The sequence below is a fragment of the Streptomyces sp. Edi2 genome, from assembly GCF_040253635.1.
GTDB lineage: Bacteria > Actinomycetota > Actinomycetes > Streptomycetales > Streptomycetaceae > Streptomyces.
On record NZ_JBEJGX010000003.1, the window covers coordinates 4,041,946 to 4,063,008 of the forward strand.

Consider the following 21,063-nt stretch of genomic DNA (forward strand, 5'->3'; position numbering starts at 1 on the left):
GACGGATCGGCAACGACGGCGCCCCGGCCAATGGCTGAGGGCGCCGTCCGTCCGCTCGGCCGTGCGCCGGAAGTAACCCAGGCTCACAGCCAGGACTCTTGGCGTGACCGCCAGTTCCGCTATCCAGCGACTGCCGGAGCAGGAACCGTCACCTTCTGCTCGGCGGACATGGCGTCTCCGCCGCCCAGGCCCGCGCCCTCGGCGTTGTTGTACGCGTCGCGGTCCAGGATCTTCTCCCTGGCGGAGACCAGGATCGGGATGACCGACTGGCCGGCCACGTTGGTGGCCGTGCGCATCATGTCCAGGATCGGGTCGATGGCCATCAGCAGGCCGACGCCCTCCAGGGGCAGGCCCAGCGTGGAGAGGGTCAGCGTCAGCATCACCGTCGCGCCGGTGAGACCGGCGGTGGCGGCGGAGCCGATGACGGAGACGAAGGCGATCAGGACGTAGTCGCCGATGCCGAGGGGGACGTCGAAGATCTGGGCGATGAAGATCGCGGCGATCGCCGGGTAGATCGAGGCGCAGCCGTCCATCTTGGTGGTCGAGCCGAACGGCACCGCGAAGGAGGCGTACTCCCGCGGCACACCGAGGCGCTCGGTGACCTGCTGGGTGACCGGCATGGTGCCGACCGAGGAGCGGGAGACGAAGGCCAGCTGGATGGCGGGCCAGGCGCCGCGGAAGAACTGCAGCGGGTTGACCTTGGCGACGGTCGACAGCAGCAGCGGGTAGACGCCGAAGAGGACGAGCGCGCAGCCGGCGTAGATGTCGACGGTGAAGGTCGCGTACTTGCCGATCAGGTTCCAGCCGTACGTCGCGATGGCGTTGCCGATGAGGCCGACGGTGCCGATCGGGGCGAGGCGGATGACCCACCACAGGGCCTTCTGGAGCAGTTCGAGGACCGAGCGGCTGATCGCGAGGACCGGCTCGGCCTTCTCGCCGAGCTGGAGCGCCGCGATGCCGGCCACGGCGGCCATGAAGACGATCTGCAGGACGTTGAGCTCGGTGAACGGCGTGATGATGTCGGTGGGGACGATGCCGGTCAGGAAGTCGATCCAGGAGCCCGCGTGGTCGGGGAGCTTGCCGTCCTTCGGAGTCAGGCCGGTGCCCGCGCCCGGGTTGGTGAGCAGGCCGATTGCCAGGCCGATCGCGACGGCGATCAGCGAGGTGGCCATGAACCACAGCAGGGTGCGGCTGGCGAGCCGGGCGGCGTTGTTGACCTGCCGCAGATTGGTGATCGACACCAGGATCGCGAAGAAGACCAGCGGGGCCACGGCGAGCTTCAGCAGCTGGACGAAGAGGTCGCCGATGTGCTGCAGCGTGGTGGTGAGCCAGCCGAGGTCACCGCTCTTGGCGATCCAGCCGAGCAGCACGCCCAGGGCGAGGCCGGCCAGGATCTGCGCCCAGAATGGGACCTTGGGTATCCGGGAGGACTTGGGGGTCTGGGGAGCCTGTGAGGGCTCGGCGGTCTCGGCAGACGTGGACAACGGACACACTCCGGGGACAGGGGAGACGTCGGGGACGTCAAGGACGGCGGGACGGCGAAAAGAAGCGCGCCAAAAAGGAGAGCGGCTGCAGGGCAGACGCGGCGGGGGCCTCTCCCGCCCGGAGGGGTCGGGGAGAAGATCTCCGGCCGCTGGGGAAAGCGGTCAGCGGCGGCAACAGGCCGCGGACATACAGCGGCAGAGATCGACGTGCAGGCGCGCCACGAGCGGAGTGCTCCTGGGGGACGAGGGCGCGGCTGCTGTCTTCATGTCACGTACATTAACACTTGAACTTTGAGGAACCCAAAGAAAATCTTTGGGTTCCGGGGGGACCGGCGGGGAGGCGGGCGCACCGGACCATCCGTCAGGAACGCGACAGGCGCCCGGCCATGGAGCGGAATCCATGGCGCCGGGCGCCTGTGGTGGAGAAGCGGCTGTGAGGCGTCTTACATAAGGTCCAGGCCTTTGCCGGCCCCGTCCGTTACCGGGACTCGTCCCCTACTGGGCCCCGTCCTCCTGGCCGGCGTTGGCCATGAGGCGCTCGCGCTGCCGGTCGACCTTGGTGACGATCTGCTCGGACATCGCATCCCGCTGCTTGCGCAGCAGCACGAAGCTGAGCGGCGCGGAGATCACGATGGCGAGCAGCAGCAGCCAGACGGTGTTGGAGGCACCGACGGCGAGCGGGATGACGTGGACGTACGCCAGCGCCCACACCACGGCGAACGAGGCGACGAAGAGGCCGATGCGAAGGGCGGTGTAGCGGAGCGTGGCGAAGTTGTGGCTACTCACGGATGGGACCTTCTCCTCAACGGCAACCTAAAGGGTCTGCATCCAGTCAAGCACAGCGCTTCGGGCGATCTTCGTGGACCCTGCCGGGGACGCGCCCGGGACCGGCGGACCCGCCCCGGACCGGCCGCCCGCCCCCGGTCACCCCAGTTCCAGCCACATGGTGACGTCATCACGGAATTCACCGTCGCCCAGCTTGATCGCGCCGGGGACGCGTCCGACCTCTTGGTAGCCGCAGGCCTCGTAGAAGCGGTGGACGCCGGTGCCGCCGCGGCAGGTGAGACGGAGCGCGGTGACGCCGTCGAAGGTGCGGGCGGCGTCGGCGACCGCGGCCATCAGCCGGCGGCCGGCGCCCTGTCCCTGGAGGGAGGGGTGGACCATGACCGTGTAGACCCACAGCCAGTGCGTCATCAGGCGGTGGCCGTTGAAGGTGAGGAAGGCCGTGGCCAGCACCCGGCCGTCCGCGTCCCGGCCGGCCATCAGACGGGTACGGCCCTCGGCCATGGCCGTCAGGTGCGTGAGCAGATCGGGGCGGACCTCCTCGGGCGACACCGGCGGGAGGAAACCGACCGCGCCGCCGGCGTTGGAGACATCGGCCCACAACGCGCATATCCCGTCGCGGAGTCCGGGGGTGACGGAAGGGTCCAGGTCGAAACGCACGTCCATGACCCGGACCCTAACCCTCCCTGCCGGCAGCGCTTCCGCGCAGGTCAGACGCGCATCGCCTGGGGGGATTCGCGGCGGTCCGGGTCGGGGCCCGGGTACTCGCGGATGGCCTCGTAGCGGGTGTTGCGCTCGATGGGGCGGAAGCCGGCGTCGCGGATCAGGTCGAGCAGGTCCTCACGGGTCAGCTTGTTGGGCGTGCCGTAGTTGTCCGCGTCGTGCGTGATCTTGTACTCGACGACCGAGCCGTCCATGTCGTCCGCGCCGTGCTGCAGCGCGAGCTGGGTGGTCTGCAGGCCGTGCATCACCCAGAAGCACTTCACGTGCGGGACGTTGTCGAAGAGGAGGCGGGAGACCGCGAAGGTCTTCAGGGCCTCGGCGCCGGTCGCCATGGTCGTCCGGGCCTGGAGCTTGTTGCGGACCTTGCCGTCCTGCATGTCCACGAAGTCGTGCTGGTAGCGCAGCGGGATGAAGACCTGGAAGCCGCCGGTCTCGTCCTGGAGCTCACGCAGCCGCAGAACGTGGTCGACGCGGTGGCGCGGCTCCTCGATGTGCCCGTAGAGCATCGTCGAGGGGGTCTTGAGGCCCTTCTCGTGGGCGAGGCGGTGGATCCGCGACCAGTCCTCCCAGTGGGTGCGGTGGTCGACGATGTGCTGCCGGACCTCCCAGTCGAAGATCTCGGCGCCGCCGCCGGTCAGCGACTCCAGGCCGGCGTCGATCAGCTCGTCGAGGATCTCGGAGGCGGTCAGGCCCGAGATGGTCTCGAAGTGGTGGATCTCGGTGGCGGTGAAGGCCTTGAGGGAGACCTCCGGGAGGGCTTCCTTGAGGGCCTTGAGGGAGCGCGGGTAGTAGCGCCACGGCAGGGTCGGGTGCAGACCGTTGACGATGTGCAGCTCGGTGAGGTTGTCGCCCTCCATCGCCTTGGCGAGGCGGACGGCCTCCTCGATGCGCATCGTGTACGCGTCCTTCTCGCCCGGCTTGCGCTGGAAGGAGCAGTAGGCGCACGACGCGGTGCACACATTCGTCATGTTGAGGTGGCGGTTGACGTTGAAGTGGACGACGTCGCCGTTCTTGCGCGTGCGCACCTCGTGGGCGAGGCCGCCCAGCCATGCCAGGTCGTCGGACTCGTAGAGGGCGATACCGTCCTCGCGGGTCAGCCGCTCCCCGGCGTGGACCTTCGCCTCCAGCTCACGCTTGAGGCCCACATCCATCGACGCAGCCATCCGGTCGCCTCCCAGTCTCTGCCGTATTCGGTGCCGTTCCGGTGCCTTGTCCGGAGCCGGAAACGGGCTCCGACGAGCGTACTCCCCCATGGCAGGGGCGGACGGGGGCCCCTTGGCGCGCCCGTCCGCTCCCGGGCGCCGAGCGGCGCCCGGTGGCCGGTGGGCCTGCCCGCCCGCCGTCCGGTGGGCCCGCCCGGCCTCCGCGTCCTACTCGGCCTCCTCGGGCAGCTGGCCGACGCGGTTCTCCCACTTGGTGGAGAGCACGATCGTGGTGCGCGTACGGGAGACACCCTTGGTGCCGGACAGCCGCCGGATGGTGCGCTCCAGCCCGTCGACGTCCCCCACCCGCACCTTGAGCATGTACGAGTCGTCGCCGGCGATGAACCAGCAGTCCTCGATCTCCTCGAGGTCGCGCAGCCGCTGCGCGACGTCCTCGTGGTCGGTGGCGTCCGACAGCGAGATGCCCACCAGCGCCGTGACACCGAGGCCGAGCGAGGCGGCGTCCACCGTCGCGCGGTAACCGGTGATCACACCCGCCGCTTCGAGGCGGTTGATCCGGTCCGTGACGCTGGGCCCGGAGAGGCCGACGAGCCGGCCGAGCTCGGCATACGAGGCCCGGCCGTTCTCGCGAAGTGCCTGGATGAGCTGCCTATCCACCGCGTCCATGCCCTCAAGCCTTCCAATCTTTACGCATATTCGGGTTCTGCATGTAGAATCTAAGGCATACAGGGCCTTGACCCTGTGAATCTTTCAGTCGATCACGACGATCACAGACGATCCCAGGAGTTGTCACCGTGTACTCGATCGAGATGGCCTACGCCCGCATGCGTGAGCTGCAGGACCAGGCCAATCGTTCACGTGCCCACCGGGCCGCGGCACCGCGGACCCGCAGCCTCTTCGGCCGCGCCGCCGCAGCGAAGAAGCGCTAGCCGGCGTCCGGGGCCTCCTCTGCATCCTTGGAGCCGCCCCGCAGCTCTCCCTCCCAGCGCCGGTAGAGCCCGTGCGGCACCTCCGCCGCATCGAGCACCCGGCCGGCGACGAAGTCCACCAGATCCTGGATGTGCGTCGCCCCCGCATAGAACGCCGGTGAGGCGGGCGCCACCACGGCGCCCGCCTCGTCCAGCGTCACCAGATGCTTGAGCGTCGGACCGTTCAGCGGGGTCTCGCGCACCGCGACCACCAGCCGGCGCCGCTCCTTGAGCGTCACGCTCGCCACCCGCTGCAGCAGATCCTTCGAGAGCCCGAGCGCCACCCCGGCCACACACGCCGTGCTCGCCGGGACGATCAGCATCCCCTTCACCGGATACGAACCCGACGAGGGCCCGGCCGCCAGATCCCCGGCCGGCCAGTACCGCACATCCGCCAGGTCCGCCTCCGTCACCGGAAACGCCGACGGCTTGCCGTCCGCCCCGCGCGCCAGCCATTCCCGCAGGTCGGCGCGCCAATGAGCGTCGCGGAAGGCGATGCCGGTCTCGTCCAGCAAGGTCAGCCGCGACGCCCGGCTGACGATCAGATCCACCGCCTCCCCGGCGGCGAGCAGCCCGCGCAGAACGGACGCCGCATACGGCGTCCCGGACGCGCCGGAAATCCCCACGACCCACGGACGGCGTCGGCCGGGGCCCTGCTTACTGGTGTCGTTGTGCGGCGGCTCCACGCATCGAGCCTATCCGGCGGAACCGCGGACCCCACCACGGCCGTTCTTACCTGTGCGCCCCGCGCGCGGACCCGCCCAGGGCCGCCCCACCGGGGGACGAGAAGGGACGGCCGGAGATGAGATCACGCGCGAAGCCCGCGATCTGCCTGATGCTGGGCTGGGTCGCACTGCTCTGGCTGCTGGAGGGCGTCGACGTCGCCACCGGCGGCAGCCTGGACACCTTCGGCATCCAGCCGCGCGAGCCCGCCGAACTGCTCGATGTGGTGCCCGCCGCCTTCCTGCACTTCGGCTTCGCCCATCTCGCCGCGAACACCCTGCCGTTGCTGCTGCTCGGCTTTGTCGCCGCGCTGCGCAGCGGGGTCGGCCGCCTGCTCGCGGTCGTCCTGCTGATCATCCTCGCCAGCGGGCTGGGCGTGTGGTTCACCGCCGCGCCGGACAGCAACACCGCGGGCGCCTCGGGCGTCGTCTTCGGCCTCTTCGGCTATCTGCTGGTGCGCGGCTTCATCGAACGCAGCGCCCTCGACATCGGCATCGGCCTGGTCATCGGCGTGCTCTACGGCTCGATCCTGTGGGGCGCGCTGCCGTCCGACAACGGCATCAGCTGGCAGGGGCATCTCTTCGGGCTGATCGGCGGCGTGCTGGCGGCCTTCGCCTTCCGGGAGCGCTCCCGCGGCGACCTCACCGGGGCCGGTGTCCGGCCCGGCATCTAGCCTCGGGGCGGACCGGCCGGCCCGCCCTCAGACCGTCAGCCCCCGCACCAGCAGATCCAGCAGCGCGCACACGAAGAGCGCAATGCCGATAAAGCCATTGACCTGGAAGAACGCCCGGTTCAGCCGGGTGAGGTCGTGCGGCTTCACGATCGTGTGCTCGTACACGAAGGCCGCCGCCACGATCACCAGACCCAGCCAGAAGAACGCGCCCGCGCCGGTCGCCAGCGCGTACCAGGCGAAGAGCGCCGTCGTGACGAGGTGACAGCCGCGCGCGCCCCAGATCGCGGCCGGGATACCGAAGCGGGCCGGCACCGACTTCACCCCGACCTCACGGTCCGTCTCCACGTCCTGGCAGGCGTAGATCAGGTCGAAGCCGCCGATCCAGATGCCGACCGCGAGGCCGAGGATCACCGCCTCCCAGGACCAGGACCCGGTGATCGCGAGCCAGGCGCCGATCGGGCCCATCGCCTGGGCCAGGCCGAGGATCGCCTGCGGGAAGTTCGTGAACCGCTTGCCGTACGGATAGACCACCATCGGCACCACCGCGAGCGGCGCCAGTGCCAGGCACAGGAAGTTCAGCAGCGCAGCCGCGCCCAGGAAGACGACGAGTGCGATCACCGCGCCCGTCCACGCCGACTTCACCGACACCGCTCCGGTGACCAGTTCGCGGTGCGCGGTACGCGGGTTCCGGGCGTCGATCTCGCGGTCGATGATCCGGTTCGCGGCCATCGCGAACGTCCGCAGCCCGACCATGGCCACGGTGACGAGGAGCAGCCGCGCCCAGTGGACGTGCCGGTCCCACTCGTACATCGCGGTCAGGGACGCGATATAGGCGAAGGGCAGCGCGAAGACCGAGTGCTCGATCATCACCAGGCGCAGGAAGGCCTTGGTGCGACCCGGCTGCGGGACCGCGGCGGATGCGCTGCTCATGAGAGTCCGTACTCCTTCCAGCGGCGGTCGACCATCGCCGCCGTCCGCGGGTCGGACTCGACCATGTGAGGCCAGCCGCCGTCGCGCGTATAGCCCTCCTCGGGCCACTTCTCCGTCGCGTCGATCCCCGCCTTGCCGCCCCAGAACTGCTGGTAGGAGGCGTGGTCGAGATGGTCGACGGGGCCTTCGACGACGGTGAGGTCGCGGGCGTAGTCGGTGTTGCCGAGCGCCCGCCAGGAGACCTCGTGGAGGTTGTGCACATCGCAGTCCGCGTCCACGACCACGATCAGCTTGGTCAGCGACATCATGTGCGCGCCCCAGATGGCGTGCATGACCTTCTGTGCGTGCTTGGGGTACTTCTTGTCGATCGAGACGATCGCGCAGTTGTGGAAGCCGCCGGACTCCGGCAGGTGGTAGTCCACGATGTCCGGGACGATGATCTTCAGCAGCGGCAGGAAGAACCGCTCCGTCGCCCGCCCCAGCGGCCCGTCCTCCGTCGGCGGGCGCCCCACGACGATCGACTGGAGCAGCGGCCGCTTACGCATCGTCACACAGTCGATGGTCAGCGCCGGGAACGGCTCCTGCGGCGTGTAGAAACCGGTGTGGTCGCCGAACGGGCCCTCGGGAAGCATCTCGCCGGGCTCCAGCCAGCCCTCGATGACGACCTCGGCGTGCGCCGGGACCTGCAGCGGCACGGTCTTGCAGTCGACCATCTCGATCCGCTTGCCCTGGAGGAAGCCCGCGAAAAGGTACTCGTCGATATCACCGGGCAGCGGCGCGGTCGAGGCGTACGTGACGGCCGGCGGGCAGCCGAAGGCGATCGCGACCGGCAGCTTCTCCCCGCGCTTGGCGGCGACCTGGTAGTGGTTGCGGCTGTCCTTGTGGATCTGCCAGTGCATGCCGATGGTGCGCTTGTCGTGGCGCTGCAGGCGGTAGAGGCCGAGGTTGCGCACCCCGGTCTCCGGGTGCTTGGTGTGCGTCAGCCCCAGGTTGAAGAAGGAGCCCCCGTCCTCGGGCCAGGTGAACAGCGCCGGCAGCTGGTCCAGATCGACCTGGTCGCCCTTGAGGACGACCTCCTGGACGGGCGCGCTCTCCCCCTTCACCTTCTTGGGCGGTACGTGCGTCATGCCCGCGAGCTTCCCGAACGCCTCGCGTACGCCGACGAAGCCCTGCGGCAGCTCCGGCTTGAGCAGTCCGCCGATCTTGCCGCTGATGTCCTCGTACGACTTCAGGCCCAGCGCCTTCAGCAGGCGGCGGTCGGTGCCGTAGACGTTCATGGCGAGCGGCATCGCCGAGCCCTTGACGTTCTCGAAGAGCAGCGCCGGGCCACCGGACTTCTGCACCCGGTCCACGATCTCGCCGACTTCCAGATACGGATCGACCTCGGCCTTGATGCGCTTGAGGTCGCCCTCCCGCTCCAGTGCACGCAGGAACGAGCGAAGATCGTCGTAAGCCATGCCGTCCAGTATCGGGTACGCACTACCCTGGACGGGTCACCGGGCCCCGGCGAGGGCCCGCCGTCGTGTGCAGGGGGCTCGTTCCGCAATGCTCAGGTATCTGCCGTTCCTCCTGGTGCTGGCGCTGTGGATCTACGCGTTCATCGACTGCCTGAACACGCCCGAATCCCAGGTGCGCGGACTGCCCAAGGTGATCTGGGTGATCATCATCCTGCTCTTCGGCGAGGTGCTGGTCGGCCCGGTCGCCTGGCTGGTGGCGGGCAAGCAGCGGCAGCCGGCGACGGACGGCGGCTCCACGCCCTCCGCCTGGCACCGCAACCACCGCACGAAGTTCGTCGCGCCCGACGACAATCCCGAGTTCCTTCGCTCCCTCCAGCGCGAGAACAAGAAGGACGAGGCGCTGCTGAAGGACTGGGAGGCCGACCTGCGCCGCCGCGAGGAGGAACTGCGGCGCAAGAGCGGTGGCACCGCGGACGGCGGTACGGCGAACGGCGGTACGGCGAACGGCGGTACGGCGAACGGCCCCGAAGAAACTCCCTGAGCGTGCCGCCGGCGTCATTCGTGCCGCCCGGCGTCGTGCCTCCCCACGTCGTGCCGCCCGACGTACGGTGAATTCATGGACGACCGTACGCAGGACTGGGGCCAGGACCGCGACGAGCTTCGCCTGCACGGCCACGTCGACGGTCACAGCGACCTGACCGGCCACCCCGCCCACGTCCAGGAACAGGCCCGCGCCATGCTGGCAACGGCGCTCGCCGAGGCCCGCACCGGTCTCGCCGAGGGCGGCATCCCGATCGGGGCGGCCCTCTACGGCCCGGACGGCACCCTCCTCGGCCGCGGCCACAACCGCCGCGTCCAGGACGACGACCCGACCCTGCACGCCGAAACCGCAGCCTTCCGCGCGGCGGGCCGCCGACGCACCTACCGCGGCACGACGATGGTCACCACCCTCTCCCCCTGCTGGTACTGCAGCGGCCTGGTCCGCCAGTTCGGCATCTCCCGCGTCATCATCGGCGAGTCCCGCACCTTCCACGGCGGCCACGACTGGCTGGCCCGACACGGCGTCCGCATCGTCCTCCTGGACGACCCCGAATGCGCGGCCATGATGCGCGACTTCATCAAGGAACGGCCGGAGCTGTGGCAGGAGGACATCGGGGGCGAGTGAGCAGCCGAGGGCACGCGCTACCCAGCACCTACATGAGATGCATCTCTACGCTGAATCCAGGCGCAAGTACTCGGTTCAGGCACTCGGCGTGACCGCCCAGCCCCTGCTGGGCACCTGTTTCGTCTGTGGTCAGCGTCATGGATACGTAGTCGTCAGCTGTTTCTGTTCCTTGGCCACAGATGCAACACCGCAGTCGCTTCGAGACGTCCAACGGCGCCTTTTCATCCATTGCACTCATTCCCAAATCCCCCTTCGATATCTGGCCTCGGACATCAAGGCGACGGTACGCACGGGCGTTACACGGAGGCGGGCGCAGGGACATCGCGATCGGCCACGTCATCAGGAGAAATCCCGAGCGGCCACTCCGGCACCCTTTGATCGGCCGCTGCCGCAGGCCGGCGCTCCCCCGGCCCCGCAATTCGCTGGCCCCCGGTCCCCGCCCTCCGTCAGGATGACCAGCCATGAGCACCACCCCCGAAGCCCCCGGCGTCCCCGCGCAGGCCGCGCAAGTCGCGAACGCCCCCGCGCAGGCCGCGAACGCCCCCGTAGAGACCGCCCACTCCCCCGCCCACCCCACCGAACCACCCCGCCGCATCCGCGCCCGGTACACCGAGACAACGGTGACCGTCTATCAGGCGTACTCCCCCGCGCTGGGTGTGCCGGCGGCGCGGGACGGGCGGTTTCCTGCTGCCTGGAAGCGGGAGCGGATGACATGGATCAAGCCCTCTTTCCTGTGGATGATGTACCGGTGCGGGTGGGGGGCCAAGGCCGATCAGGAGACTGTGCTCGCTGTGGAGATCGAGCGGGCGGGGTTCGACTGGGCGTTGGGGCATGCGTGTCTGTCGCACTACGAGCCGGGCGAGCACGCCGACCGTGCGGCCTGGCGGCGGGAGTTGAAGGGGGCGCCGGCGCGGGTGCAGTGGGATCCGGAGCGGGATCTGCGGCTGCAGGCGCTGCCGTACCGGTCGCTGCAGCTGGGGCTGGCGGGGGAGGCGTCGCGCCGGTATGCCGATGAGTGGACGGTGGCGATCACGGATGTCACGCCGCTGGCCCGGGAGATCCATGCGCTGGTGGGTGCCGGGGAGATGGCGGCGGCCGCCGCGCTGCTGCCCGGGGAGCGCCCCTACCCGGCACCCGGGGGAACTCCGGGCCTCGGCCGCGTGTCCTGATACACCTTCCGGCACGCGTAAATCCGGCCGCCGCACGGTCCGCGGGGCACTGGTGCGTGTGACGTACGGGACGTAGCGGTCCCCGGCCAACTCTCGGCCGTTCACAGCCAATTGCTGCATCGTTCAGCAACCTCCCCCTGCCCGGGAAACCCGGGCGCCGCCACAGTCATGTCGGCCCACTGAGGGCTCACGCGACTCAGGGAGAGTGGCACATATGCCCGACATGACCCGACGCAGACTCCTCGGCTCGGCGGCCGGCGCAGTCGGCGGCGCCGCCGCGCTGTCGCTGCTGCCGCCCAGCGTGCAGAAGGCCGTCGCCGCCGGACCGGCGCGGCACGGCTCGCTGCACGACGTCGAGCACGTCGTGATGCTGATGCAGGAGAACCGGTCGTTCGACCACTACTTCGGCACCCTGCGCGGCGTCCGCGGCTTCGCCGACCCGGACGCGCTGACGCTGCCGGACGGCCGGTCCGTCTTCCATCAGCCGGACGCGGCGAACCCGGACGGCTATCTGCTGCCGTTCCGCCTCAACACGCACACCACCAGCGCCCAGGCCATCCCCTCCACCAGCCATGCCTGGTCGGTGCAGCACGAGGCGTGGAACGGCGGCACGATGGACCGCTGGCTGCCCGCGCACCGCAAGGCCGACGGGGTCAACGGGCCGTATGTGATGGGCTATCACACGCGGGCGGACATCCCTTTTCAGTTCGCCCTCGCCGAGGCGTTCACGCTGTGCGACAACTACTTCTGCTCGGTCTTCGGTCCGACCTGGCCCAACCGGCTGTACTGGATGACCGGCACCCTCGACCCGGGCGGCACCCTGGGCGGTCCGGTGCTGAACAACACCGCGCCCAAGCCGTACCGCTGGACGACCTACGCCGAGCGGCTGGAGGCGGCAGGGATCAGCTGGAAGGTCTACCAGGAGGAGGACGACTACGGCTGCAACCTGCTGGAGCAGTTCCAGACCTTCCGGGACGCCAAGCCGGGTGAGCCGCTGTACGAGCGCGGGATGCGGGCGCAGCCGGCCGGGACGTTCGAGGACGATGCCCGGGCCGGCCGGCTGCCGGCCGTCTCGTGGCTGATCCCCACCAGCCACCAGTCCGAGCACCCGGACTATCTGCCGGCCGCCGGCGCCGACTACGTCGCGCGGAAGATCGAGGCGATCGCGTCCAACCCGCGGCTGTGGGCGAAGACCGTCTTCATCCTGAACTACGACGAGAACGACGGGCTCTTCGATCATGTGCCGCCGCCGGTGCCGCCGGCCGGGACCAAGGACGAGTTCGTCCGGGGCCTGCCGATCGGCGGCGGGTTCCGTGTGCCGTGTCTGATCATCTCGCCGTGGACGGTGGGCGGCTGGGCCGCCGGCGATCCCTTCGACCACACCTCGGTGCTGCAGTTCCTGGAGCGCTGGACGGGTGTGGCGGAGCCGAACATCAGCGACTGGCGGCGGTCGGCGTTCGGCGATCTGACGTCGGCGTTCGGCTTCCGTCACCGGGCGCACCGCCCGCCGCGGCTGCCCCGTGACACCGCCGAGCAGCTGGTCGAGGCGCAGTGGGAGGTGGCGAACCTGCCGAAGCCGACGCTGCCGGGGGCGGGGCAGCAGCAGCCGCGTCAGGAGCGCGGCCGGCGCAGGCGGCGCTGAGGCCTGCCGCCGGCGGGCGGGCGCCCTCCCCCTGGATACGACGGTGCCGTACGGGCCGGCCTCGTAAGGAGGCGTCCCGTACGGCACCGGGCAGCAGCGCGCCGTCCGCGGGGGCGGGCGGGTCGGACCGGATCAGGCCGGACCGGACCGAATGAGACCAGCTCCGAGCGGTTCAGACCCCCGCGTAGGAGTGCAGGCCCGTCACGAAGATGTTCACGCCGTAGTAGTTGAACAGGTAGCAGGCGAAGCCGATCAGGCCCAGGTAGGCGGCCTTGCGGCCCTTCCAGCCTGCGGTGGCGCGGGCGTGCAGGTAGGTGGCGTAGGCGACCCAGGTGATGAAGGCCCAGACCTCCTTGGGGTCCCAGCCCCAGTAGCGGCCCCATGCGGCCTCGGCCCAGATGGCGCCCGCGATGATGGTGAACGTCCACAGCGGGAAGATGGTGGCGTTGACGCGGTAGGCGAACTTGTCGAGCGAGGCGGCCGAGGGCAGCCGCTCCAGTACGGACGAGGCGAAGGCGCCGGGCTGCTTGCCCGCGGGGTCGGCGAGCTTGCTCTCGTAGGAGTCGCGGAACAGGAAGAGCAGGGTGGAGACGGCGCCGAGGTAGAGCGCCGCGCCGGAGATGATCGCGCAGCTGACGTGGATCCACAGCCAGTACGAGTGCAGCGCGGGCACCAGCTGGTCACTGGCGGTGTAGAGCACCGAGACGGCCAGCCCGAGGTCGAGCAGGACGGTGGTGACCAGGGGCAGCCCGATCCAGCGGACCTTCTTCCCGAGGGCGAGCAGCAGGAGGTAGAGGCCCACGGCGACCGCGGCGAAGGTCGTGGAGAACTCGTACATGTTGCCCCAGGGGGCACGCTCCACGGACAGGGCGCGGGTGACGACGCCGCCCACGTGCAGCGCCCAGGCCAGGACGGTCAGCGAGATGGCGATCCGCCCGTAGAGGTCGCCCTTCTCGGTGTCGCCCGCGGCGCCCGGCCCGTCGGGGACGTCGCGGCTGCCGGCGACGGACTTGGTGACGACCTCGGGCCGCTCCAGTACGGCGGTCGCGCCGCCCTGCTGGGACTTCTTGCGGGCGGTGACCGTCGCGGACGCCGTGGACTGCGCGGTCAGGGCGGCGGCGGTGCGGCCGACCTTGCTGCGGCTGCCGAACACCCACTCGGCCATGTGCGCGAGGAAGGCGAGCGTATAGACCGCCATCGCGGAATAGACCAGCAGGTTGCTGTTGTGCGCCAGTGTCTCGTTGGCTGCGGCCGCGATGTTCACGCGCGCGCTCCTTCGGAGGGGTCAGCAGGTCCGTCAGAGTCAGTGGGCTCCGCGGGGTCTTCGGTGTCGGGGGCGGGTGCGGGGGCGTCGGGAGCGGGCGGGGCCTGCGGGAACAGGTCGCCGGCGAGAGCGCCGAGTTCGTCCGGCAGCCGGGCCGATTCGCTGCGGCCGAGCCCGGCCATCTCGACCACGGTGACGCCGTCGGCGCCCTTCTCCGCCCGGACCCACACCCGGCGGCGCTGGATGAACAGCGACCCGGCCAGGCCCAGCAGGGCGGCGACCGCGCCGGTCAGTGCCAGGCCGTTGCCGGGCTGGTGGGAGACCTTGAAGCTGGCCCAGCTCTTGACGCCCTCGAAGGTGATGGAGCCCTGGCCGTTCGGCAGCTTCATCGTGGTCTGGGCTTCGGCGGCGCGGACGGCGCCCTTGTTCTTGGAGCCCGCGTGCTGCTCCACGCGGTCCTTGGGGAGCAGCATCTTCTTGAGGATGCTGCCCTTGCCGTCCTGGTACTTCTTGAGGCGCTTGGTGTCCAGCTTGTAGACGCTCTGCGGCAGGCCGGAGTCCAGGCCGAGGTCGCCGTGGTACGCGTTGACCGAGAGCACGGGGAAGTCCAGCGCCGGGAACTGCGAGAACATCGAGCCGGTGCCGCGGCCGCCGAACGTCGGGACGAACATGGCCTGGAAGCCGAGCTGGTTGCGCTTGCCGTCCTTGGTCTGCGCGCCGGGCACCTTCACCACACCGGTCGAGGTGAGGTTCTTGGGGTCGGCGGGCAGGAAGGCCGTGGCGCCGTGGAAGACGGTCTTGCCGCGGCCGTCCTTGACGGTGACGACGGGCGAGTAGCCGTGCGAGAGCAGGTAGACCCGGTTGCCCCCGATGTCGAGGGGGGTGTTCACCTCGATGGCGGTGTGGTGCTGCTTGCCGTCGGCGCCGAGGTAGTAGGAGATCTGCGCCCGGTAGGTGCGCGGGGTGCCCCGCTGGGGCCCGGTCCGTTCGTACGTCGCGTCGAAGCGGTCGAGCTTGAAGCCGAACGGGTCCATGTCGTCGGTGTCGTAGAACGGGCCCGACTTGAACTCGTCGTACTGCGTGAGGCTGTTGGCGAAGCCGTCGCCCTCGGTGACGAGCTTGTTGCCCTCGGACTTCCACAGGCCGCCGACGGCGAACGCCACCAGCATCACGATCAGCGCGACGTGGAAGACGAGGTTGCCGACCTCGCGCAGGTAGCCCTTCTCGGCGGCGACCGCGGTGGCGTCGGGGTGGGCGCGGAAGCGCCGCTTCTTCAGCAGCCGCTGCGCCGCGCCGAGGACTTCCTCGGGGGCCGCCTCGGTGCGCCAGGTGGTGTACGCGGGCAGCCGGGTCAGCCGGTGCGGGGCGGCCGGCGGGCGGCCGCGGAGCTGTCCGACGAACTGCCAGCTGCGCGGCACGATGCAGCCGATCAGCGAGATGAACAGCAGCAGGTAGATCGCGGAGAACCACACCGAGCTGTAGACGTGGAACATCCCGAGCTTGTCGTAGATGCCCGCGAGGGTGGAGTGGTCGGCCTTGAACTGGTCGACCTTGACCGGGTCGACGCTGGTCTGCGGGATCAGCGAGCCGGGGATCGCGCCGATGGACAGCAGGAAGAGCAGCAGCAGCGCGACCCGCATCGAGGTCAGCTGCCGCCAGAACCAGCGTGCCCAGCCGAGCGGGCCGAGCGAGGGGAAGGTGACGTCTTCCGTGGGCGCGGTGGAGAGCTGGGATCCGGCCGCGCCGAGATCACTGCCCGCGTCGGCAGCGGAGCCCGGGTCGCGGGGGGTGTCGGTCTTGGTGGACATCAATCAGATCCCAACGGTGGAGCTTTGCGTCCAGCTCTGGAGCTCGGACATCAGGCTGTCCCAGATGCCGGTGACGAGGAGGATGCCGAGGGCGACCATCATCCCGCCGCCGATCCGCATCACCCACAGATAGTGCCGCTTGACCCAGCCGAAGGCGCCGAGGGCCCGGCGGAAGGCCAGCGCGACGACGATGAACGGCACGCCCAGGCCGAGGCAGTACGCCACGGTGAGCAGGGCGCCGCGGCCGGCGCTGGCGCCGGAGTACGCGAGGGCGCTGACGGCGGCGAAGGTGGGGCCGAGGCACGGCGTCCAGCCGACGCCGAAGAGCACCCCGAGCACCGGTGCGCCGGCCAGTCCCATCGCGGGCTTCATGTGGAAGCGCAGTTCGCGCTGTCCGAAGCGCTTGAGGATGCCGGCGAAGGCCAGCCCGAGCAGGATCATCAGCACGCCGAGGACCCGCGAGACGACGTCCTTGTACTGCTGCAGGGTCTGGCCGAAGAACCCGAAGAGGGCGCCGCCGGAGACGAAGACGGCGGTGAAGCCGAGGACGAAGAGCGCGGCGCCGGCCAGCATCCGGCCGCGCCGGGCCTCGCCGAGGTCGGTGCCGGTGACGCCGGTGACGTACGACATATAGCCCGGCACCAGCGGCAGGACGCAGGGCGAGAAGAAGGAGACGAGTCCGGCGACGAGCGCGAGGGGGACGGCGGCGAGCAGGGTCCCGTTGAGGACGGTCTGGTTTTCCGCGGCGGCGGCGAGCGCGATCACGTGATCACTTCTCGGCGATCAGCGGGGTGATCATCTTGCGGAGATCGTCCTCGGCGAGCGGGCCGATCGAGCGGGCGGCGATCTTGCCGTGCCGGTCGATGGCGATCGTGGAGGGGATGGACTGCGGGTTGAGGCTGCCCTTGGGGAAGCGCAGCATCAGCCGGCCGGTCGGGTCGAACAGGCTCGGGTAGGGCATCTTGTGCTCTTCCTCGAAGCTGTTGGCCTGCGACTTCTCGGAGTCGCGGGTGTTGATCCCGACGAACTGGACGCCCTTGGCCTTGGTGTCGTTCGCGACCTTGGCGAAGTTCGGCGCCTCGGCGATGCAGGGCCCGCACCATGATCCCCAGACGTTGAGGATGACGACCTTGCCCTTGTAGTCGGCGATGTCCAGCTTCTTGCCGGTGGTGGTCTCACCCGAAAGATCGGGGGCCGGCTTCCGCTCGTCCTTCGTGACGGTGTCGATGCCGTTCTTGCCCTGGACGAACCGGGTCTGGGAGGAGCCGCCGGAGGCGCCGTCGCCGCAGGCGCTGAGCGTCAGCGACGCGGCCGCCGCCCCTGCGGCGAGCAGGGTGATGCGGCGGCGGCTCGTGAGGCGGCGGGGGGCGCGGCAAGCACTCATGTGAAAAGTTTCGCATGGGCCCATTCCGGATCTTCCGCGCCCCCCTCCGACGGCCTGCCGCCGCCCGGGGGTAGCCGTCAGGCCGCCGACAAATACGACTTCCAGCCGCCGTAGGGCCGCGCTCCGACCGGAAGCTGCTGGAGCTTGCTCACCACCTCCGGGTCCTGTGCGTCCAGCCAGTCGGTGAACTGCCGGAACGACACCAGACGGACATCTTTGTTCTGCTCATTGGCAATGTGCTTGAGCGCTTCCTCGACGGCATCCATGTAGATGCCGCCATTCCACTGTTCGAAGTGGTTGCCGATGAAGAACGGCGCGCGATTCGTCTCGTAGGCCCGGCGGAATCCGGAAATGTAGGCGTCGGTGGCCTGCTGCCGCCAGCCCGGGTAGTTGACCGGCGGAGCCTGCGTGGAGTTCTTCGACTGATTGAAGAGCATGTTGTAGTCCATCGAGAGCACCTGGGAACTGTGCCCCGGGAACGGAATCAGCTGGAGCGGGAAGTCCCACAGGCCCCGCTTCTTCCTCGGCCACATCTGCATACCGCCGGGCGAGCTGGCGTCGTACCGCCAGCCGAGTTCCTGGGCGGTGGGCAGCAGGTTTCTCTGGCCCAGCAGGCAGGGGGTGCGGCCGCCGACCAATTCCTTGCGGTAGTCGAAGGGCAGCGGTTCGAGGTCGGTGAATCCGGTGTTCGTGCGCCACTGCGTGACGAAGTCCATCGCCTGGTCGATCTCGGACTGCCACTGCCGGGGCGTCCAGTACTTGACCGAGGTCGGGGCGTTGCCGCAGAAGTGCCCGTTGAAGTGGGTGCCGACCTCGTGGCCGTCCAGCCAGGCCTCCCGCACGTACTTCAGCGTCTCCCTGATGTGGTCGTCGCTGAGATAGGGGATGTCGGAGGCGCCCTGCGCGTTGTTCGGCGGGTCGTAAAGGTGCTTCTGGGATTCGGGCAGGAGATACAGGCCGGAGAGGAAGAAGGTCATGGCCGCGCCGTGGTCCCTGGCGAGCTGGAGGAAACGGGGGAAGAGGCCGTTGCCGACCTCTCCGGCCCCGTCCCAGGAAAAGACCACGAACTGCGGCGGGGTCTGGCCGGGCTCGAGTCGTTCGGGTGCCTTGGGCTGATGGGGCTGCGCGCCGGAATATGCTGTCGAACCGTCACCGATGAGCTTTGCCCGGGCCTGGACCGAGTTCTTGACCCGCTGTTTGCCGGCCCCCACGCCATCCGAGTCCGTCGACGAGCAGCCGGCGATGCCCAGCGCAGCGGCTGCACCGACTCCCATACCCAGCAGGCTTCGCCGGCTGATCGCGCGCATACCCTCGTCCCCATCCGTGCTCGCCGAACTCAATATCCATATAAACGGACAATGGAGAGGAGGGCATGTCGAGCGTCGGGGTGACGAGTTATGCGTCTGGACAGGTCATTTCGCCTGCATATGACATTCCGCCAAGTGATGCGCCGTCAGGCCCCGAAAGCCTTGGCCTTTCCCTTGACCGGTTTGGCGCCGGCCAGGAGATGGGAGGGAACCAGGTCGCGCGCGGGCTCGCTGTAGCCCACCGAAATGATCTTGTCGCCGTGGAAGGTGAACGACGTCAGCGAGGCCAGCGTGCACTGCCGCTTCCGCGGGTCGTGCCACAGCCGCCGCCGCTCAGCGAAGCTGCGCACGATCCAGATCGGCAGCTGATGGCTGACCGCCACCGCCTCGTGCCCGCGCGCCGCGTCCCGTGCCGCGCCCAGCGCCGCCATCATCCGCACCACCTGCTCGAGGTACGGCTCGCCCCAGGAGGGCCGGAACGGATTCGTCAGGTACTTCCAGTTCCCCGGCTTCTTCAGCGCACCGTCACCGACCCCGAAGGTCTTCCCCTCGAAGACGTTGGCCGCCTCGATCAGCCGCTCGTCGGTGGCCGTCTCCAGGCCGTGCGCCCCGGCGACCGGCTCCGCGGTCTCCTGGGCGCGCTCCAGCGGCGAGGCGACGACATGCGTGATGTCCCGCCCCGCCAGGTGCTCCGCCACCCGGTCGGCCATCTTCCGCCCCAGCTCGGAGAGGTGGTAGCCGGGCCGGCGCCCGTAGAGCACGCCGTCGGGGTTGTGCACCTCGCCGTGCCGCATCAGATGCACCACGGTGATGTCTTCGCTGCTCATGTCACCCATTCATTCAGTCGTCGGCAAGCAGTCGCCGAAAGCAGTCACCGGCCCGTGCGCCGGAGGTGTCCTCAGGCCGTCGCCGCGGCCGCGGCCCGTGCGGCGGCCGGCAGGGCGGCGGCGATGCGCTCGACGGCCGCCGCGTCGTGTGCGGTCGAGACGAACCACGACTCGAAGGCGGACGGCGGCAGGTAGACGCCCTGCGCCAGCATCGAGTGGAAGAAGGCGGTGAAGCGGAACGATTCCTGCGCCTTGGCAGCGTCGTAGTCGGTCACCTCGGCATCCGTGAAGAAGACCGTGAACATGTTCCCCGCGGCCTGGAGCCGGTGCGCCACGCCCTCCTTCGCCAGCGCGGCGGTGACCAGGCCCCGCACCTCCGCGGAGACCGCGTCGACCTTCTCGTACGCGGCGTCGTCCAGCAGCCGCAGCTGCGCGACGCCCGCGGCGGTGGCGATCGGGTTCCCGGACAGGGTGCCCGCCTGGTAGACCGGGCCGGCCGGCGCGAGGTGCGCCATGACGTCCGCGCGGCCGCCGAAGGCCGCGGCCGGGAAGCCGCCGCCCATGACCTTGCCGAAGGTCATCAGATCCGGACGTACCCCATCAATGCCGTACCAACCGGCCTTGCTGACGCGGAAGCCGGTCATCACCTCGTCGGAGACGTAGAGCGCCCCGTCGCCGGCGCACAGGTCCTTCAGGCCCTGGTTGAAGCCCGGCAGCGGCGGCACCACGCCCATGTTGCCCGGCGCCGCCTCCGTGATCACACAGGCGATCTCGCCCGGGTGCGCGGCGAACGCGGCCCGCACCGCTTCGAGGTCGTTGTACGGCAGCACGATCGTGTCGCCGGCCTGCGCCCCCGTCACCCCCGGCGTGTCGGGCAGCCCGAGGGTCGCCACGCCCGAACCGGCCGCGGCCAGCAGCGCGTCCACGTGCCCGTGGTAGCAGCCCGCGAACTTGATCACCTTCGGCCGGCCGGTGAACCCGCGCGCCAGCCGGATCGCGGACATCGTCGCCTCGGTGCCGCTGGAGACCAGCCGCACCTGCTCGACCGGCGCGATCCGGGCCACGATCTCCTCGGCCAGCTCGACCTCGCCCGCACCGGGCGTGCCGAAGGACGTACCGCGGGCGACCGCCTCCTGGACCGCAGCGATCACCTCGGGGTGCGAGTGGCCGAGGATCATCGGCCCCCAGGAGCACACGAGGTCGACATACTCACGGCCATCGGCGTCGGTGAGGTACGGACCGGTACCGGACACCATGAACCGGGGCGTACCGCCCACGGCGCGGAACGCCCGCACCGGAGAGTTGACGCCGCCCGGCGTCACGGCGGACGCACGGTCGAAGAGCGACTGCGAAACAGGGGCTTCATACGGAAAAGACACTGTGATCCTGACCTGCATAAACGGCGGGTGGGCGGCGCGCGGACGCGGCCCTGCTGACTAGGGAGGCGGGAATCTTCCTCGCGATACGCCTGCGGGCGCCGCTCGGTTCACCCTCGCTCCTTTTTTGATTCCTCTCGCTTTCGACCGGGCGTCAGCCCCCACTCGTCTGCGAAACTGGGCCGACGTACGAGTAAGTCACGCAAGCAATGGTCTC

At 69.7% G+C, this 21,063-nt stretch carries 21 protein-coding genes; 6 read left to right on the forward strand and 15 right to left on the reverse strand.

Annotated features, from left to right (window positions below):
- Positions 1-119: 119 nt before the first annotated feature.
- The 5 genes from ABR737_RS21120 to ABR737_RS21140 all read right to left on the reverse strand — a co-directional run bounded on the left by ABR737_RS21120 (position 120) and on the right by ABR737_RS21140 (position 4,819).
- Complete coding sequence (locus ABR737_RS21120) at positions 120-1,484, reverse strand: dicarboxylate/amino acid:cation symporter (RefSeq protein ID WP_350251695.1); 1,365 nt, start codon at positions 1,482-1,484, stop codon at positions 120-122.
- A gap of 495 nt (positions 1,485-1,979) precedes the next feature.
- Positions 1,980-2,270 (reverse strand): DUF4229 domain-containing protein, encoded by a 291-nt coding sequence (locus ABR737_RS21125; RefSeq protein WP_350251696.1) that lies wholly within the window; start codon positions 2,268-2,270, stop codon positions 1,980-1,982.
- Between the two features lie 138 nt (positions 2,271-2,408).
- Positions 2,409-2,933 (reverse strand): GNAT family N-acetyltransferase, encoded by a 525-nt coding sequence (locus tag ABR737_RS21130; RefSeq protein WP_350251697.1) that lies wholly within the window; start codon positions 2,931-2,933, stop codon positions 2,409-2,411.
- A 44-nt stretch (positions 2,934-2,977) separates the two neighbouring features.
- Entirely contained in the window at positions 2,978-4,141 is a 1,164-nt protein-coding gene (gene mqnE / locus ABR737_RS21135) for an aminofutalosine synthase MqnE (RefSeq protein ID WP_350256871.1), read from the reverse strand.
- A gap of 219 nt (positions 4,142-4,360) precedes the next feature.
- Complete coding sequence (locus ABR737_RS21140) at positions 4,361-4,819, reverse strand: Lrp/AsnC family transcriptional regulator (RefSeq protein WP_042155701.1); 459 nt, start codon at positions 4,817-4,819, stop codon at positions 4,361-4,363.
- Positions 4,820-4,947: 128 nt separating this feature from the next.
- On the opposite strand from ABR737_RS21140, the gene ABR737_RS21145 reads away from it, so the two are divergent.
- On the forward strand, positions 4,948-5,082 hold the full coding sequence (locus tag ABR737_RS21145; RefSeq protein ID WP_328386060.1) for a hypothetical protein: 135 nt from the start codon (positions 4,948-4,950) through the stop codon (positions 5,080-5,082).
- Here ABR737_RS21145 and ABR737_RS21150 read toward each other — a convergent pair.
- A complete protein-coding gene (locus ABR737_RS21150; RefSeq protein ID WP_350251698.1) occupies positions 5,079-5,807 on the reverse strand; it encodes a UbiX family flavin prenyltransferase in 729 nt (242 codons plus the stop codon). The two genes, ABR737_RS21145 and ABR737_RS21150, sit on opposite strands and share 4 nt — an antisense overlap.
- Before the next feature lie 116 nt (positions 5,808-5,923).
- Between ABR737_RS21150 and ABR737_RS21155 the strand changes: the two genes are divergently transcribed.
- Positions 5,924-6,517, forward strand: a complete 594-nt coding sequence (locus ABR737_RS21155; protein ID WP_350251699.1) for a rhomboid family intramembrane serine protease — start codon at positions 5,924-5,926, stop codon at positions 6,515-6,517.
- A gap of 27 nt (positions 6,518-6,544) precedes the next feature.
- Here the strand turns inward: ABR737_RS21155 and mqnP are convergent, their stop codons facing one another.
- The gene (mqnP, locus tag ABR737_RS21160; protein ID WP_350251700.1) at positions 6,545-7,447 is read right to left on the reverse strand and encodes a menaquinone biosynthesis prenyltransferase MqnP; all 903 of its coding nucleotides are present in this window, start codon (positions 7,445-7,447) and stop codon (positions 6,545-6,547) included.
- Positions 7,444-8,904: a menaquinone biosynthesis decarboxylase gene (locus ABR737_RS21165; RefSeq protein WP_350251701.1), complete on the reverse strand. Its 1,461-nt coding sequence runs from the start codon at positions 8,902-8,904 to the stop codon at positions 7,444-7,446. Before ABR737_RS21165 ends, mqnP begins: the two co-directional genes overlap by 4 nt.
- An 88-nt stretch (positions 8,905-8,992) precedes the next feature.
- Here ABR737_RS21165 and ABR737_RS21170 point away from each other — a divergent pair, with 88 nt between their 5' ends.
- The 4 genes from ABR737_RS21170 (at position 8,993) to ABR737_RS21185 (ending at position 12,880) form a co-directional block, all read left to right on the forward strand.
- Positions 8,993-9,445, forward strand: coding sequence for a PLD nuclease N-terminal domain-containing protein (locus ABR737_RS21170; protein WP_350251702.1), 453 nt, complete (start codon positions 8,993-8,995; stop codon positions 9,443-9,445).
- A gap of 75 nt (positions 9,446-9,520) precedes the next feature.
- Positions 9,521-10,069 (forward strand): nucleoside deaminase, encoded by a 549-nt coding sequence (locus ABR737_RS21175; protein ID WP_350251703.1) that lies wholly within the window; start codon positions 9,521-9,523, stop codon positions 10,067-10,069.
- 461 nt (positions 10,070-10,530) lie between these two features.
- Positions 10,531-11,238 carry a DUF4291 domain-containing protein gene (locus ABR737_RS21180; RefSeq protein ID WP_350251704.1) on the forward strand — a complete coding sequence of 236 codons (708 nt, stop codon included), beginning with the start codon at positions 10,531-10,533 and terminating at the stop codon, positions 11,236-11,238.
- A gap of 214 nt (positions 11,239-11,452) precedes the next feature.
- Complete coding sequence (locus ABR737_RS21185; RefSeq protein WP_350251705.1) at positions 11,453-12,880, forward strand: alkaline phosphatase family protein; 1,428 nt, start codon at positions 11,453-11,455, stop codon at positions 12,878-12,880.
- A 172-nt stretch (positions 12,881-13,052) separates the two neighbouring features.
- Here ABR737_RS21185 and ccsB read toward each other — a convergent pair whose 3' ends face one another.
- From ccsB to hemL, 7 genes are all read right to left on the reverse strand, one after another.
- Complete coding sequence (gene ccsB / locus ABR737_RS21190) at positions 13,053-14,144, reverse strand: c-type cytochrome biogenesis protein CcsB (RefSeq protein WP_350251706.1); 1,092 nt, start codon at positions 14,142-14,144, stop codon at positions 13,053-13,055.
- The gene (resB, locus tag ABR737_RS21195) at positions 14,141-15,952 is read right to left on the reverse strand and encodes a cytochrome c biogenesis protein ResB (protein WP_350251707.1); all 1,812 of its coding nucleotides are present in this window, start codon (positions 15,950-15,952) and stop codon (positions 14,141-14,143) included. The genes ccsB and resB overlap by 4 nt, the downstream gene beginning before the upstream one ends.
- A gap of 3 nt (positions 15,953-15,955) precedes the next feature.
- On the reverse strand, positions 15,956-16,717 hold the full coding sequence (locus ABR737_RS21200) for a cytochrome c biogenesis CcdA family protein (RefSeq protein ID WP_350251708.1): 762 nt from the start codon (positions 16,715-16,717) through the stop codon (positions 15,956-15,958).
- A 4-nt stretch (positions 16,718-16,721) separates the two neighbouring features.
- A complete protein-coding gene (locus ABR737_RS21205; protein WP_350251709.1) occupies positions 16,722-17,336 on the reverse strand; it encodes a TlpA family protein disulfide reductase in 615 nt (204 codons plus the stop codon).
- A gap of 77 nt (positions 17,337-17,413) precedes the next feature.
- A complete protein-coding gene (locus tag ABR737_RS21210) occupies positions 17,414-18,643 on the reverse strand; it encodes a polysaccharide deacetylase family protein (RefSeq protein ID WP_350251710.1) in 1,230 nt (409 codons plus the stop codon).
- A gap of 146 nt (positions 18,644-18,789) precedes the next feature.
- Positions 18,790-19,470: a histidine phosphatase family protein gene (locus ABR737_RS21215; protein WP_350251711.1), complete on the reverse strand. Its 681-nt coding sequence runs from the start codon at positions 19,468-19,470 to the stop codon at positions 18,790-18,792.
- Between the two features lie 71 nt (positions 19,471-19,541).
- Positions 19,542-20,867, reverse strand: coding sequence for a glutamate-1-semialdehyde 2,1-aminomutase (hemL, locus tag ABR737_RS21220; protein ID WP_350251712.1), 1,326 nt, complete (start codon positions 20,865-20,867; stop codon positions 19,542-19,544).
- Between the last annotated feature and the right edge of the window lie 196 nt (positions 20,868-21,063).